Annotated in this window: 17 protein-coding genes; 14 read left to right on the top strand and 3 right to left on the bottom strand. The window is 43.5% G+C overall.

All coding sequences use genetic code 11. From position 1 onward, the window contains the following. Window positions 1-13: 13 nt before the first annotated feature. Window positions 14-1,825: an outer membrane beta-barrel family protein gene (locus tag JO154_RS11930; RefSeq protein ID WP_291945678.1), complete on the bottom strand. Its 1,812-nt coding sequence runs from the start codon at window positions 1,823-1,825 to the stop codon at window positions 14-16. 72 nt (window positions 1,826-1,897) lie between these two features. Next, on the bottom strand, window positions 1,898-2,176 hold the full coding sequence (locus JO154_RS11935; protein ID WP_291945681.1) for a hypothetical protein: 279 nt from the start codon (window positions 2,174-2,176) through the stop codon (window positions 1,898-1,900). Window positions 2,177-2,374: 198 nt separating this feature from the next. Between JO154_RS11935 and JO154_RS11940 the strand changes: the two genes are divergently transcribed. The 6 genes from JO154_RS11940 to JO154_RS11965 all read left to right on the top strand — a co-directional run bounded on the left by JO154_RS11940 (window position 2,375) and on the right by JO154_RS11965 (window position 6,156). Next, window positions 2,375-3,367 (top strand): sensor histidine kinase, encoded by a 993-nt coding sequence (locus tag JO154_RS11940; protein ID WP_291945683.1) that lies wholly within the window; start codon window positions 2,375-2,377, stop codon window positions 3,365-3,367. A 4-nt stretch (window positions 3,368-3,371) separates the two neighbouring features. Further along, window positions 3,372-4,091 carry a LytTR family DNA-binding domain-containing protein gene (locus JO154_RS11945; protein ID WP_291945685.1) on the top strand — a complete coding sequence of 240 codons (720 nt, stop codon included), beginning with the start codon at window positions 3,372-3,374 and terminating at the stop codon, window positions 4,089-4,091. A 104-nt stretch (window positions 4,092-4,195) separates the two neighbouring features. Beyond that, the gene (locus JO154_RS11950; RefSeq protein ID WP_291945687.1) at window positions 4,196-4,696 is read left to right on the top strand and encodes a hypothetical protein; all 501 of its coding nucleotides are present in this window, start codon (window positions 4,196-4,198) and stop codon (window positions 4,694-4,696) included. 156 nt (window positions 4,697-4,852) lie between these two features. Then, the gene (locus JO154_RS11955) at window positions 4,853-5,191 is read left to right on the top strand and encodes a metalloregulator ArsR/SmtB family transcription factor (RefSeq protein WP_291945689.1); all 339 of its coding nucleotides are present in this window, start codon (window positions 4,853-4,855) and stop codon (window positions 5,189-5,191) included. A gap of 27 nt (window positions 5,192-5,218) precedes the next feature. Then, complete coding sequence (locus JO154_RS11960) at window positions 5,219-5,644, top strand: VOC family protein (RefSeq protein WP_291945692.1); 426 nt, start codon at window positions 5,219-5,221, stop codon at window positions 5,642-5,644. A gap of 35 nt (window positions 5,645-5,679) precedes the next feature. Beyond that, entirely contained in the window at window positions 5,680-6,156 is a 477-nt protein-coding gene (locus JO154_RS11965; protein WP_291945694.1) for an SRPBCC domain-containing protein, read from the top strand. A gap of 62 nt (window positions 6,157-6,218) precedes the next feature. On the opposite strand, the gene JO154_RS11970 is transcribed toward JO154_RS11965, so the two are convergent. Beyond that, window positions 6,219-6,587 carry a VOC family protein gene (locus JO154_RS11970; protein ID WP_291945695.1) on the bottom strand — a complete coding sequence of 123 codons (369 nt, stop codon included), beginning with the start codon at window positions 6,585-6,587 and terminating at the stop codon, window positions 6,219-6,221. Window positions 6,588-6,935: 348 nt separating this feature from the next. Here JO154_RS11970 and JO154_RS11975 point away from each other — a divergent pair, with 348 nt between their 5' ends. Genes JO154_RS11975 through JO154_RS12010 form a run of 8 tightly spaced genes read left to right on the top strand, consistent with a single transcriptional unit; the run spans window position 6,936 to window position 15,568 of the window. Then, window positions 6,936-7,568 (top strand): hydrolase, encoded by a 633-nt coding sequence (locus tag JO154_RS11975; protein ID WP_291945697.1) that lies wholly within the window; start codon window positions 6,936-6,938, stop codon window positions 7,566-7,568. 24 nt (window positions 7,569-7,592) lie between these two features. Then, on the top strand, window positions 7,593-8,981 hold the full coding sequence (locus JO154_RS11980; RefSeq protein WP_291945699.1) for an alginate export family protein: 1,389 nt from the start codon (window positions 7,593-7,595) through the stop codon (window positions 8,979-8,981). Window positions 8,982-8,991: 10 nt separating this feature from the next. Continuing rightward, on the top strand, window positions 8,992-9,753 hold the full coding sequence (locus tag JO154_RS11985) for a M17 family peptidase N-terminal domain-containing protein (RefSeq protein WP_291945701.1): 762 nt from the start codon (window positions 8,992-8,994) through the stop codon (window positions 9,751-9,753). A gap of 11 nt (window positions 9,754-9,764) precedes the next feature. Further along, on the top strand, window positions 9,765-11,660 hold the full coding sequence (locus JO154_RS11990) for an amidohydrolase (protein WP_291945703.1): 1,896 nt from the start codon (window positions 9,765-9,767) through the stop codon (window positions 11,658-11,660). Window positions 11,661-11,671: 11 nt separating this feature from the next. Beyond that, window positions 11,672-12,103, top strand: coding sequence for a DoxX family protein (locus tag JO154_RS11995; protein WP_291945705.1), 432 nt, complete (start codon window positions 11,672-11,674; stop codon window positions 12,101-12,103). A gap of 10 nt (window positions 12,104-12,113) precedes the next feature. Continuing rightward, complete coding sequence (locus JO154_RS12000) at window positions 12,114-12,587, top strand: DNA starvation/stationary phase protection protein (RefSeq protein WP_291945707.1); 474 nt, start codon at window positions 12,114-12,116, stop codon at window positions 12,585-12,587. Between the two features lie 25 nt (window positions 12,588-12,612). After that, window positions 12,613-13,308, top strand: a complete 696-nt coding sequence (locus JO154_RS12005; RefSeq protein ID WP_291945709.1) for a YoaK family protein — start codon at window positions 12,613-12,615, stop codon at window positions 13,306-13,308. Window positions 13,309-13,312: 4 nt separating this feature from the next. Then, a complete protein-coding gene (locus JO154_RS12010) occupies window positions 13,313-15,568 on the top strand; it encodes a histidine kinase dimerization/phosphoacceptor domain -containing protein (RefSeq protein ID WP_291945712.1) in 2,256 nt (751 codons plus the stop codon). Window positions 15,569-15,574 lie beyond the last annotated feature (6 nt).

Raw genomic sequence — 15,574 nt, forward strand, 5'->3', positions numbered from 1 at the left:
GGAAGAGGTTGTGTTATCTGGTTCTTTTATCTTCTTCTTCCAGTCCGGATTTCCGTTGGCGTCCGGGTTTTACTTGATTATTTCCGAAGCGGTAGGCGACATTGATTCTTACCTGTCTGGATTCTTCCTTATTCACGGTGAGGATTTGTTGTCCTGCAAAGTGGCTGGAGAGGCGTGTGGTAAGGGTATTGAAAATATCGCTAACGGCCATGCCTGCACTGATTTTACCATTGGACCAGCTTTTTCTGATACCGCCATCTGCGCTGCCTTGGCCTTTACTATGGAAATAGGCTTGTATAATGGAAGGTGAATACCAGGAGAAGGCTAGTTCGGCCTGCCAGTCGTGCCCCAGGTTGAAACGCTGCCGGAGATTACAATTGACCGTATAGGCATCGAGTACCACGTGTCTCCCTAAACCATAATCTCCCTGGTATTTAGCATAATAGGCGCCTGTGTTGATAAATATTTCATACCAGTGGAAACGATGATTATAGCTGGCTGTCAGGCTAACTAAATGCTTACTGGCAAGATTTTCTTTCGTAATAAAGGTGCGGGATTGTTGGGTAGTATCCGTAATGGTGGCAAAGATATCTTTTATGTAGCTGAAATCTGCTACCAGCAATAGTTGTTGAAACCCTAACCAGGAAATGCTGATGCTATGGGTATACTGCGGCTTTAGATGAATGTTACCTTTCTGGTAAGTATAGTCATCCAGTTTAAATTCGAAAGGATTTAGGTCCCGATAGGCAGGACGGTCTATCCGATAGCTGTAATTCAATGTCCATTGGGATTTCGAATGTTTGTTGAAGGCCAAAGATAGGCTGGGAAATAGTTTTAAGGAATGCAACTGAAAGGTGGAATCATATTCCCGGAAGCTGCCATGTTGATATTGAAATCCCCGGGAATTTCCTTTACTGTTGGTTTGTTCTGCGCGTAGGCCCGCTTGTAGTGTCAGGTCTTTAAATCGTTGTTGCCAGGTAAAGTAAAGTGCATTGATATTTTCTGTATACCGGAAGTGGTTACTGCGGGCGCTGTCGGGGATTTCCTGTTCTTGGAGCACATCTGCTTGCCTGAAATTATTGTCTGTCTGTACCACGGCGGTTTTGGCGCCAAATCCCAGTTTGGTTTTCTTGTATTGTTTTTCGTAGTCAGTTTTAAAGCTGTAGATATGAATGGTGGCAGGAGAGTAGATGCGATAAATATTACTATCGATGATGGTTTGCGTGTGTGGATCTATGTAAATATTGGGTTGTACCTGCACGCCATCTGTGTTATACATACCCAAATCCGCATCTGTACTCCATTCTATCCCTTTATTGGTATAACGGTAATTCAGATTGGCATTCAATGAATTTCGTTTATTGTTGGATTCACTATTACCCAACAATATTTTGTCTGGTAAACCGGTAGCGCGCTGTATGATATTGGTATTGGCAGCAGTCCACATTTGTTTGTTTGTCAATAAACCTGTAATCATCAATCCCAGTGATTTTTTATTATTGATGGTGTAATCCATACCTGTAAATAGGTGATGGGCGCGGCTATTCACGCGTATGTTTGTATGTTGATCAAACACGGTATCCGTGATAGATCGGAGCATACTATTTTGCGCATCAAAGTTGCCTGTACTAACATTATAATTAGTATAGCTATTGAGCTTTTTGTTACGATAATTCAAAGAAAAACCTGCATTATATTTTGGATATACGCCGAAAGTTGCGCCAGTATTGATTCCTCCGTTAGTACCCAGGTTTTTATTTTTTTTGAATTGGAGGTTAATAATACCGGCGTTTCCGGCGGCATCGTATTTCGCAGAAGGGTGCATGATAATTTCGATGTTCGCGATTTGTGTTGCGGGCGTATTTTTCAGGAGTTCGGCGAGGTCTTTACCACGGAGTTATATTTGTCGGCCATTGGTGTAGATAGTGGTACCGTTTTTCCCCATCATGGTAATATTCCCATCGTTGTCCGCGGTCACTCCCGGTGCTTTGCGAAGCAGGTCTAGCGCGGTTTCTCCAGGTGCGATGATACTGTTTTTCACATGTAGGATAATTTTATCTGGCTGTATTTCGATCATTGGTTTTTGTCCTTTTACAGTGACAGTTTTTAGGGTATCTTGACTGTATAGGAAGGTATTTGTCAATAACAGTAAGAAAGTGAGTAATTTGATTTTCATAATTAAGGATTTTTATAAAACTCCGGGTTTGTAGCTAGGGGGTAAAATGAATTCAACCAAAGTGGGCGTAAGGCAGGTATATGGCTATTTTGCAGTGAAAATGCCGTTGGTAGTATAGGGAGACACGTTGGCCGTATAAATGCCGTGTTTCGTTGAAAATAGGTGTTAGGGTCTTTACGGGAATATTACATTTATGCTATGAATAATAAGCTGCTCGTCGGACATATTATCTTCTGGCTTTTGATTGCGGGCATCCAGATATACACGATGATCTGGATGGGAGCCTCCAATGGAATTGCCCACTGGTTAACGGTTTTCTTATTGTACATCATTTCGTTTTATGTGAATCTGTTGGTTATCCTTCCAAAATGGGTACAGGAGCGTAAATGGAGCATCCTGGTAGGTGGATGGATCGCTATTATCCTGGTGGATATGATTGGGATGTTGTTGATCAACAAGTTGTATGGTTTTTATCAGAACGGCGATTGGCAATATAGAATCCTTAAATTCTTTTTCCAGGCTTGTTGGTTGCAGGGAATGCTGATACCATTGGCGGTGGCCTATCGGTTCGGGGTAGATTGGTTTCAGCATGATAGGATACAACGACAACTAGAAAATCAACAATTAAAAACAGAGTTAGCTTTCCTGAAATCCCAGATCAATCCACATTTCTTTTTTAATACTTTGAATAGTATTTATATCCTGGCCTATCAGCAGTCCGTAAAAACGGCAGATGCGGTCATGCGGTTATCTGATATCATGCAGTATATGTTATACGAAAGTAACCATGAAAAAGTGCCTGTGGTAAAGGAAGTAGATTACATCCGGCAGTTGATCGCTTTACAGGAGCTACGCATGACCAAACCCCTTTCGTTGAAGATGGATGTAACGGGAGCAGTGGAAGAGCGGATGATGTCTCCCTTAATCTTCATACCTTTTGTAGAGAATATTTTTAAACATGCGGTATTGGATGATCCTGGAGATCCAGTACAGATGCAATTGGATGTAGCGGAACATTCCTTAACTTTCTATAGTCGGAATAAAATCAATGTGGCATTGAAAGACAGAACCGGCGGAATAGGGTTGATAAACGCCCGCAGGCGGATGGAGTTGTTGTATCCGAAGCATCATCAGTTGCAGATACATAACGACGGAACTCATTTTGTTGTAAAACTGACTATAACTTGGTAAATGTATGAGGGTTTTGAAATGCATCGTTGTAGATGATGAACCGCTACCACTGGAGTTATTGCGGGATTATATCGGGAAGACACCATTTCTCGAACTGGCAGGCGTATTCAGCAATCCGTTGGAAGCCTTGGCTGTGCTTAGGTCTCAGCCAGTGGATTTGGTATTCCTGGATATCCAGATGCCGGAGCTGAATGGGCTGCAACTAACGGAATTGTTGGGGGACCATATTAAAGTAATTCTTACGACCGCTTATCGGGAGTTTGCGCTGGAAGGCTTTGAATTAAATGCCATTGATTATTTATTGAAACCTATTTCTTTTGAACGGTTCCTGAAAGCGGCTACCAAAGCTTTACATGCGATCCCTTCTCCAGCAGAGGTGCCTGTTCTAGCGGTAGAAACAGCGGCGTTTATTTTTGTGAAAACAGCCTCCAAACTGCAAAAAGTAATACTAGAAGATATCCTGTACATTGAAGGGTTAAAAGAGTATGTAGCCATACATACTACTAACGGGAAAGTGATTACCCTTCAAAATTTGAAGAAGCTGGAAGCTGCACTGCCAGCGAAGTCATTTATAAGGGTACATAAATCATTTATTGTAGCTATCAATAAAATAGAATCCATTGAGCGTAATAGGATTTATATTAACGCGGCAGTGATACCGGTGGGAGATTTGTATAAAGAGGTGTTTAATTTGGAGATACAACGGAAGAGTATTTCTGGTTGATATTTACGAGGGTCTATTTTTCATATAGCCATCTAAGTTAGATTATACTTATATTACGGTTATCTTTAATTCCGCAGTGTCTCCTATTTTTGAATTTTACATTTATGAAACAACTATCCTTATTGCTTTTCTTTTGTGCCGTATTTGCTGTTTCTAGCCAGGCGCAACAATCTCAAAAGTTACCTGCAGATCTGATGCAGTATTATATAGGTAAGTGGAAGGGGGAAGGTACTTTCTCTAATGGCAGACCCATCGCCTCCACCGTTACATTTCGTATGTCGCTGGATAGTGCGTGGTTGCAGAATGAGCATGTGGATGTGCCTCCCAATATCTATAAAGCCCTTTCTTTATGGGGAGTAGAAAAGGATGGAACCTTAATTGCTTTTACTTTTGATAATTTCCATGGCCATCGGCAATTCACTGCTAATTATTCGCAGGACAAGTTAATGTTAATGACTACAGGTACATTCCAAGGGGCGAAGCTCTATCAGCGTTTCGTTTATGAGAAATTATCTTTGGATGCTTTCAAAATGGCCTATGAAACAAGCTTGGATAGCGTAAAATGGAGAATGGGGGATACGCTTATTTACCATAGAATGATGTAGTAATATATTTACGGGGGAAATAAATAATTTTAGCCAGGAAATACGGCATTAGTAAAGGTTGTAAGGAAACTTACAGCCTTTTTTGTGCCCGAAACTAAAAATAAAATTGCGCAGTCAAATAACTGCACGTATATTTGCAGTCAAATAGCTGCACAAATGAAGATTCGTAGAGATGTCTTTCATGCCCTAGCCGACCCAACCCGGAGGGTTATATTGAGCCTGGTGGCCCTCCAATCAATGACGCCTGGCGCCATTGCTGAACAGTTTGATTCGACGAGGCAGACCATTTCAAAGCATATTCAAATCTTAACTGAATGTGAATTATTGAAGCAAACGCAATCGGGGAGAGAAATATATTATCATCTCAACTTGAGCAAATTAAAAGAAGTAGGAGATTGGCTGGCCCCATACCGGAAAATGTGGGAGGGTAGATTTGATGCAATAGAGGATTTATTGGATGAAATGCAAACGGGAAAAACAAAACGTAAAAAGTAGTTCAACATTAACCTAAACATCAATTATATGAAAACACAAGTGTATCCTTGTCTCTGGTTTGACGGTCAGGCCAGAGCCGCTGCAGACTTTTATTGTTCCATTTTTCCTAATTCAAGCATTATTAATGATACAGGAATGGTGGTAAATTTTGAACTTAATGGACAATTTTATATGGGACTTAATGGTGGTGATAACTTTAAGTTTAACGAGGCCGTTTCATTCGTGATCCCTTGTAAAGACCAGGCGGAGATAGATCATTATTGGTACAAACTGACTGCCAATGGTGGTGCAGAAGGCAGATGCGGATGGTGTAAAGATAAGTTTGGATTGTCTTGGCAGGTAGTACCTACCATCCTAAATGAATTGATGTCGAGTCCTGAAAAAGGGCAACGTGTTGTGCAGGCATTCATGCAAATGCGGAAATTTGATATTGAAGCGCTGCAGCAAGCCTAAATACAGTATTGTTCTTACCTAATTTGCACGCAATCATGGCAAAACAAGTCGAAGTTACCAGAACATTTAATGCACCAGTTGAAATGGTTTGGAAAGTCTGGACAGAACCGGAGCTTGTTAAGCGCTGGTGGGGGCCTAAGCATTTTACGTCGCCTGTTGCGAGACTGGATTTTCGAGAGGGTGGAAAATCCATTGTTAGCATGAAAGCGCCGAAGGAAATGGGTGGCCAAGAATACTACTCCATCTGGGAATACAAAAAAATTGTTCCCTTCAACACCATAGAGTTTGTTCAAAGTTTATCTGATAACGACGGTAATAAAACAGATCCTACGAAAGTAGGTATGCCTGCTGATTTTCCGATAGACATTAGGACTGTGGTTACTTTTAGAGCAATCGCGGAGGATAAAACGGAGATGACCGTTACGGAATACGCTGCGTTTGGAACCATTAGTGAATTTGCGCAAATTGGTTTGGAACAGAGTATGGAAAAGATGGTGGCTATTTTTAGTTGATATGGCTGCAAAATAATAAAGCCTTCCAGCTATTGCTGGAAGGCTTTATGCAATAATGCTTTTTATTCTTCTACAGTCCAAACCGCCAGTTCATAACCATCGGGGTCCGCGAAGTGGAAGCGTCTACCACCAGGGAATTGGAAGATATCTTTCACAATAGTGCCGCCTGCCGCAATCACCTTGTTTTTGGTAGTCTCCAGATCGTTGGAGTAAAGTACTACTAGCATACTACCTTTCACTGGTTTCCCTGGCATGAATCCGCCATCCACATGATCTCCTCCAAATGCCGTATAGTCGGGGCCGTAGTCAGTGAACTCCCAGCCAAAACTGCTGGAATAAAATTTCTTGGCGCGCTCGAGGTTTTCGGAGAGAAACTCGATATACTGTACCTGTTCGTGTTTGTATTTAGTTTGGGCCAGATTGGATGACATAAGAATATTTGATTTTTTGCGAAGGTATTAAATTGGGGGTATTTGTCAGTTGGATTAGGTGAAAAAAACTTGAAGATTAATGACATTGATAAAATGGGAAATGGATGTGGGTTTTGCCACGTCCATTTTTGTATTTAGCGTAGGATTCCTGATGTTCTGTGTTAAACTATCATTATCTACGTTGCTGTTGACTCAGCAGCAATTTCCTTGCACTTCAGTTTCTTCTTATCATAATTCTACGAAATGTCGTAATAATCATATTGATCAAATTGATTATAAATATTTGATTATCAAATAATTGTGTATGGGCATCTGATTTGTCTCTACGGGGCCAAAATATTATTACAGATGAAACCATCTACCAACTTATTGTCTCCAGACAATCATGCATTGATCTTGATCGATTTTGAAGGCCAAATGGGCTTTGCCACAAAAAGTATTGCTATAAGTGAGCTAAGAACCAATGCTGCCATTATAGCTGGTGCTTCCAGGATATTTAATGTTCCCACCATTGTGACAACAGTAGCGGAGCAATCTTTTTCTGGTCCTGTATTTCCGGAGATCGAAGAATTCTATCCACAGGCTACATCAGGTTATATTGATCGTACCACTATGAATACTTGGGAAGATGAAGCTGCTTACAAAGCTATTGTAGGAAAAGGAAAAAAGAAACTGGTCATGGCTGGCTTGTGGACAGGTGTTTGCATTGTAGGTCCTGCTTTGTCAGCTCTGGAGGAAGGTTATGATGTATATGTCATCACTGATGCCTGTGGTGATGTGAGTGCAGAAGCACATGAGCGCTCTGTTCAAAGAATGATACATACTGGTATTAAACCAATGACTTCCATTCAGTACTTGCTGGAACTTCAGCGTGACTGGGCCCGTCAGGAAACCTATATGGCTGTTACTGACCTGATGAAAAAATACGGAGGCGCTTATGGCCTTGGTATCCATTATGCCCACAATATGCTGCAACACTAAGTTCACCGATTAATCCCATTCCATTTGCCTACTAATCGCCTCCCTAGTCTCATTCGGTACGCTATCCTTATGATAGCCTTCCTGACATCAGCCCGGATGAACGGACAAAGCTTCAAGCTGATGCGCTTTGATGAAGACAATGCTTACCTCAAGGATTCCTCGAGGAATCTTTACAGGGAAATAAAATACACCCGTTTATCAAAGCGCGACAGCAGTTATGTTTCATTTGGTGGCTCCGCCAGACTGGAATATGTTGACTTCAATAATGAAGACTGGGGTAGGCGGGGCATTGGACATAACGGTTTTTTGTTGCAGCGTTACGACGTGCATGCTGACCTGCATCTGAATGACAGGTTTCGCATTTTCGCACAGATCAGAAGCGCATGGGAAACCGGAAGGAAGACTGGTCCACGGCCCATCGACGAAGACAGGTTGAATGTACAGAACCTCTTCCTCGATGCAGCCATTATCAGAAAAAAAGATCAGGCACTCCTGCTCCGCCTAGGCCGGCAAGAGCTTGACTATGGCAGTGGGAGACTGATCTCCGTGCGAGAAGGGCCCAATCTCAGATTGTATTTCGATGGGGTAAAACTTATGTACAGCACTCGCAATTGGACTATCGATGGAATTGTGATGATGGGAGACACCAGCTTCCCGGGCGGATTAGATAACAAGATGAGCAAGGAAATAAACCTCTGGGGCGTATACAGTAAAATGACTGTTCCCACGCTTCCCAATATAGACCTCTATTATATCGGTATCAGGCGCGATAAGTCGGTATTTGAGGAAGGGAGCCAAAACGAATTGCGTCACACTGTTGGCACAAGAGTTTGGAAATATCAAAGTGGTTTTACCTACAACCTGGAGGCAGCCTGGCAGTTCGGATCTTTCGGCAATGGTAATATTAACGCATGGACAACTTCTGTGGAAGCTGGTTATCTCTTTCAGCATATCAAAGGCAAGCCATCTCTCAATCTAAGAAATGATTATATCTCTGGGGATCGGAAAAGAGGGGACGGAGATCTTCAGTCTTTCAATCCGATCTATCCGAAAGGAGGTTATTTCGGATTTAGTCCGCAGATAGGGCCAGTAAACCTGATAGACATTCATCCATATGCCACCATCCATATCGGCAAGAAAATACTGGCAGGGGCCGATGTTGTAATGAACTGGCGTTACTCCACACAGGACGGCCTTTATAGGCCTGGCGGAACGTTTAATCTCCCTGGCTCGGTATCATTGAAAAAATATATCGGTACAGGCTATCTCGCCAGTATTGTATACAGCATGAACAACTTCGTTTCTCTCAACTGCGGGTTACAGTATTTCAGGGTGGGCGCCTTTATAAAAGACGTAGTTCCCTCCCCGAAGGACGGTGTGTTCTTCAACACCAGGCTTAGTTTCAAATTTTAAAAAAAGAAAAATGATGAATAGGATATTTCATCTCTCAGTTGTGAAAAATTATCGCAACAGGATAATGGCTTTAATTAGTACCCCTCTTTTCCTATTGTGTTCAACAGGGTTTGCGCAGCAACACGACACTATCGCAAAAATAACACCTATAGGCACTTCAAAGATCTGGGGTAAAGTAGATGGTATGGCTATTGAAGGACTCGTGCAGGGCCCTTCCGCTGCCAGTGCTCCTTTGCAGGTGGCCTGTGTATTTGAGTATACCGAAGGGGATATTTTCAATCCGCCGGCATTACCTGCTCAACTGAATGGTATGGTACATCTTGATCACGCACTTAAGGGGCAGATCACTGCATTGCGAAAAAGCGGAATGTTTGCCGGCCATTATCTTGAAACCATATTAATCACGCCCCCTAAAGGTGCTTTAAAAGCTCCACGGTTGCTGCTGATAGGCTTGGGTGATCGTAATCAATTCCATGCGGATATAATGACCGCAGTAGGTGCTATCGCACTGCGGGAAGCCACCAGACTCGGTGTATCCAGGTTTTCGTTTGCCAGTGATATCAAAGACGCTGGTATCAATTCACCCACTGAAGTGGTAACAGCTAATGTTGTCAAAGGTATCATCCTTGCATATCGCACACAGTTGTACTTACAACAACAACACCTTGCACCAGTACATCCGATTATCAAAGCCACCTTGCTCGCAGGCCCTGCTTTCTTTGAAACCTCTGGAGAAGGCATTAAAGAGAGCATTGCTTCCTTTAACCATTAAACACTTTCTTCATGAATAATAAAGCAGATATCATTCTGTTTAATGGAAAGATCTACACCGTAGACCCATCCAATCCCCGGGCTACCGCCGTTGCTATTAGCGATGGAAAGTTCATTGCAGTGGGCGATGACAAAACTATCCTTCAACAGTATGGCGAAGAGGGTACTTTGCAAATAGACCTGAAAGGGAAGAGGGCCATTCCAGGACTTATAGATTCCCATATTCACCTCATTCGCGGTGGCTTGAATTACAACCTTGAATTAAGGTGGGATGGTGTACCTTCTCTTGCTGATGCACTGAATATGCTGAGAAAGCAGGTAGACATCACCCCTTCACCGCAATGGGTAAGGATAGTAGGAGGATGGACCGAACACCAGTTTGCTGAAAAGAGAATGCCTACCCTGGAAGAACTGAATGACATAGCACCGGATACACCTGTTTTCATCATGCATCTTTACGATCGTGCATTACTAAATCGTGCGGCTCTTCGTGCAGTAGGATTCACTAAAGATACACCGGCACCTCCTGGTGGCGTGATTGAGAAGAACAGCAAAGGAGAGCCAACAGGACTAATCCTCGCCAGTCCGAACGCGATGATACTATATTCCACATTGGCAAAAGGCCCGAAACTTTCCTATGAGCACCAGGTCAATTCCACACGTCATTTTATGACAGAACTGAACAGGTTTGGTATCACCAGCGTCATTGATGCGGGTGGTGGGTTTCAGAATTTCCCAGACGACTACCAGGTGATCAATGAACTCAACGAAAAACAACAGCTTACTGTGCGTATCGCCTATAACCTGTTTACCCAAAGGCCTAAACAGGAACTGGAAGATTTCAAGAACTGGACCAGCACTGTTAAACTTCATCAGGGAGATGATATGTATCGACACAATGGCGCCGGTGAAATGTTGGTGTTCTCTGCTGCCGATTTTGAAGACTTTCTTCAACCCCGGCCTGATCTTCCGGAAAGGATGGAAGAAGAACTGGAAAAAGTGGTTCGTCATCTCGTGGAAAACCGCTGGCCATTCCGGTTGCATGCCACTTACAATGAAAGTATCACCCGCTTCCTGAACGTGTTTGAAAAAGTGAACAGAGACATCCCATTTAATGGCTTGCATTGGATATTTGACCATGCGGAAACGATCGACGAACGAAACATCGACAGGGTGAAGGCATTAGGTGGAGGTATCGCCATTCAAAGCAGGATGGCATTTCAGGGAGAATATTTTACAGATCGCTATGGCAAAGCTGCGGCTGCACACACTCCTCCGGTAAAACGCATGTTGCAGGCAGGCGTACCGGTAGGCGCAGGTACAGACGCCACTCGTGTCAGCAGCTATAACCCCTGGGTGGCCCTATACTGGCTGGCTGCCGGGAAAACGGTTGGCGGTCAACAGTTGTATGATGATACCAATAAACTGAGCAGAGAAACAGCACTTGAATTGTATACCAAAGGTAGTGCGTGGTTCTCCAGTGAGCAGGATATTAAGGGTAGTATCAAGCCAGGGCAGCTCGCAGACCTTGCAGTATTGGACACTGATTTCTTTGAAGTACCAGAAGAAGGGATCAAACATATTGAATCTATCATGACCATCGTGGGTGGAAAAATCGTGTATGGAAGTGATGAGTTTGAACATTTCTCTCCCGCTCCTCTGCCCATTCTTCCTGATTGGTCACCGGTGAATCAGTTTGGCGGTTATTATTCTTCATCCAAGAACAACATTGCGGCAACAATAGCATCTGTACATCCAGGAGCATCTATAGCCAACCAGGTACACAGTTGTATAGGTAGTTGCCAGGTCCATGGTCATGATCACAATGTAGCTAGGTTAAGCAATGTTCCTGTCAATAACTTCAGTGCATTCTGGGGTGTATTCGGATGTTCCTGTTTTGCTTTTTAAAATCTCCTTTTATGAATGAGATTATCCACCGTATTATATATTCAGATGTTGGAAGTATGCTCAATAACTATGCGTTACTGGCATTCCGCATACTACTCGCTTATGAACTGTTCCGTGTGCACGGCATGAAAAAATTCCGTGCAACAAATGGAGAAAAGGAACACGTACCTAATCCGCTGCACCTACCTGAAAAGCTAAACGGGTTAGTGGCGACTTTCGCAGACACGGTAGTGCCGTTCCTTATCGCATTGGGGCTGATAACTAGGATTGCCATCCTACCCACCATCAGCGTGACCGCCATTGGTTATTTTGTAGTACATAGAAAAGACAGTCTGGAAGTACGTGATGTGCCGTACATGTATACGCTGTCCCTTTTATTGCTGCTAGTACTGGGGCCGGGTCGCTATTCCCTAGACGTTCAATTATTATATCCACTTTTATAAATTTTAATCTATGCAAGTCAATATTGGAATCAAACAAGAGTTTCTCGCAGCCGTATCCCATTCATTGGGAAAAATCCTGGCGGATGAATTTGTGCTGTATACCAAAACGCGTAAAGCCCATTGGTGTGTCACTGGACCTGATTTCCACAACAAGCACCTGTTCTTCGAAAGTCAATACCAGGAACTGGATGAGATGATCGACAATATCGCAGAACGTATCCGTGCGCTTGGGCATTTTCCACCTACTACACTGAAGGAATTCCTGGCGCTTACTCATCTCACCGAAATGACACGGGAGAACAATGATAGCAACGGGTTTATCAAAGACCTGTTACATGATCATGAAAGTATACTTATCCATCTGCGGGAGAACATCAATAGTTACGCCAACACATTTCACGATGCTGGCAGCAGCGACTACATTACAGGACTGCTGGAAAAACATGAGAAGATGGCCTGGATGCTCCGCGCACATCTTGAGTAAATTTCTAACATAATCAATAACAGGTATGACAGAACAAAAGCACAGCATCAACTGGGTGACTTTTTTGCTGGCATGGGTGGCGGGGTATTGCGATACCGCCACCTTTGTTTCCGGCGACTCGATTTTCTCCGCCCATGTTACGGGGAACTTTATTGTATTTGCAGCGCAGGTTTCTTCCGGAAATACCAGTGCCACGGCCTGGATTAAGCTGATTACCTTCCCGATATTTGTAATTGCGGTGATGATCGGAGGGTGGCTGGTGGAAAAATCTCCTAAAAAATACCGGATTTTGCTCGTGGAAGGGCTAATTTTGCTGTTTTGCGGATTAGCAGCGTTTCTTCTGCCCATTTTTACAACATGGGAAGAAAAGCTGGTGACATACCTTATTGTGATGGTAACGGTACTGGGTATGGGCTTGCAGAATGCCTTCGGGAAACTCTTTGCAAAAGAGACGCATGGCCCTACTACGATGATGACAGGCAATGTTACACAGGCAGCGCTGGACCTGGGAAATATCATCCGGAAAGGGATTTCAGGAAATGAAATATCCCTGTCAAGTCTCAATAAACAGTTCGTTACCATAGGAGGGTTTCTGGCCGGTTGTTTCATCGGCGCCCTGCTTTCACGCTGGGTGGGCCTGAGTGCCCTGATGATACCAGGCGTGGCCATTGTGGCATGTTACCTGCAAGGCGAAGCATCCGCGCTCAAATCAGAAGGATGAACCTATGTTATCATACATGACCAACTGCCGGGTAAAGGCCATATCGATTATATTCCTGCTAATGCCAGTATATGCGCTGGCACAGTCATTAGATGATCCTGCACGGGCAAATGAACTGCTCCGCAATGGAAAGACAGATACAGCCACCATTTCAATACTGATGCATACCGGTGAAGCATTCCTCGACAGACCGGAATCTAAGGAGGAAGATATGCGTATGGGTTTCCGGATGGCTGAGGAGATGGAAGTCCGCAGCAGAAAAACCAATTATCAAAGAGGGATTGGATTGAGCAAACTGCTGCGGGCAAAATCCTTTCGTGAATCAGGTAGGGCAGGTGAAGGTAGAGCGGACAGTGAAGAAGCCATCAGGTTACTGAGCGGGTATGGAACACCAACAGAAAAAGCACAGGCAATCCTCGAACTGGGCGGTTCCTACTCCAATGATGATGCTGACCTTCCGCGTAAAATTGAACTATACGAAAAAGTTATTGCGCTTTACAAGCAGCTCGGCGATGACCTGAAAGTCGCTAATTTAAAAGAGTTTCTGGGGGATCTGTACCAGATAAAAAAGGATTACCCCCGTGCACTGCGGGAATTGAATGAAGCCCTTTCCGTATACAAAAAAGTGGGTTACACAAGATTACACGGACTTTATTCCATCATGGCAGGTATCTATCACGGTTCCAATAATTTTGTACAATCGCTCCGCTATAACCTGATGGCAGTGGAAACCGGTGAGCGGCTGGGAGACCGGGGAGAACTAATGTCTACCATCTATAACCGTGTTGGATTGAATTACTATGCGGTGAGGTATTTTGACCAGGCGATTGAATATTTCAATAAAGCACTTGTCCTTGCAAAGAATAACCAGAACACTGCCACTGTTACGAGTTTACTGTTGAACATCGCTGATGCATACAGGAATAAAGGAGAATACCACAGGAGTTTGGATTCACTGCAGGTAGTTGAAAAAATGGGGAATCTGTCAAAATTTGATAGACTTCAGGTAGACATGATCTCTCTTGAAACTTATGTTGCACTTAATTCCCTGGATAAGGCTGCCGCACATTTTCAGCAACTGAAAGACTTTGTCAATAATCCGAACGAGGATAAAGACATCGGGCAGGGGGTACGTCAGTCTGTGATTTTATACCTCCAGCGTGCCGGCCGTTTCAGCGAAGCAGACAAGTATACCCGGGATTACCTGCGCAACCTGCCCCTGGTTTCTATGGGAATACGAAGACTGGCCGCGGGTGAATACCTCGCTTTTCGCACTGATTCTGCCATGGGTAGGCTGCAATCCGCAATAGGACATTATCAGCGCTATAAATATCTGTCAGATTCCATTACCAGCACTAACCAATCCAGGCAACTGGATATATTACGCCTGCAATTCCAGACAGAAAGAAAAGACAAGGATATACAACTGCTTACCCAGAAAAGCAAGTTACAGGAGATTTCCCTTCAGAAAGGAAGGGTATTCCGCAATGTGGTAATAGGGAGTATCATAATGCTGCTATTGATCCTAGCGTTGCTGTATAATAGATACCGATTGAAGAAACAGACAGCCTTTCGGCTGGAAAAGCAACAGGAAGAAATCAATGAACAAAATGAACTGCTGAAAAAACTGGTAGATGAAAAGGAATGGTTGCTAAAAGAAATACATCACCGGGTAAAAAACAATCTTCAAATCATCATCAGCCTGCTGAATACGCAATCGCAATACCTGGACAATGCCGATGCCCTTGCAGCCATCAAAAACAGTCAGCACCGGATGTACGCTATGTCGCTCATTCATCAGCGACTTTACCATACCAATAATCTTGGGGCTATTGATATGAATTGGTATATCTGTGAGTTGATCGGCTTCATGAAGGAAAGTTTTGATACAGGCAGCAAAATCAGCTTCCATGTCAGTAGCGAAAAAATCTTGCTAGACATTGTACAGGCTATTCCCCTTGGCCTAGTATTGAACGAAGCTATTAGTAATGCCATCAAATATGCCTTCACAGGTAGGAAACAAGGTGCAATACGGGTAAGGTTCTATAAAGATCAGTCGCAATACTGTCTCCTTTCCATTGCAGATGATGGCGTTGGTTTTCCTGCTAACTATTCACCAGAGGCATCTGCTTCACTTGGCATGAGCCTAATGAAAGGACTGTCTGATCAGTTAGAGGCGACCTTTGATCTAAAAAGCAGCCAGGCAGGCGTAATGATACAGATACGCTTTCTGACAAGATCCTTTAATAATGACAATTAAACATGC

Origin of the sequence: Chitinophaga sp. (assembly GCF_019236475.1) — a bacterium.
Taxonomy (GTDB): Bacteria; Bacteroidota; Bacteroidia; order Chitinophagales; family Chitinophagaceae; genus Chitinophaga.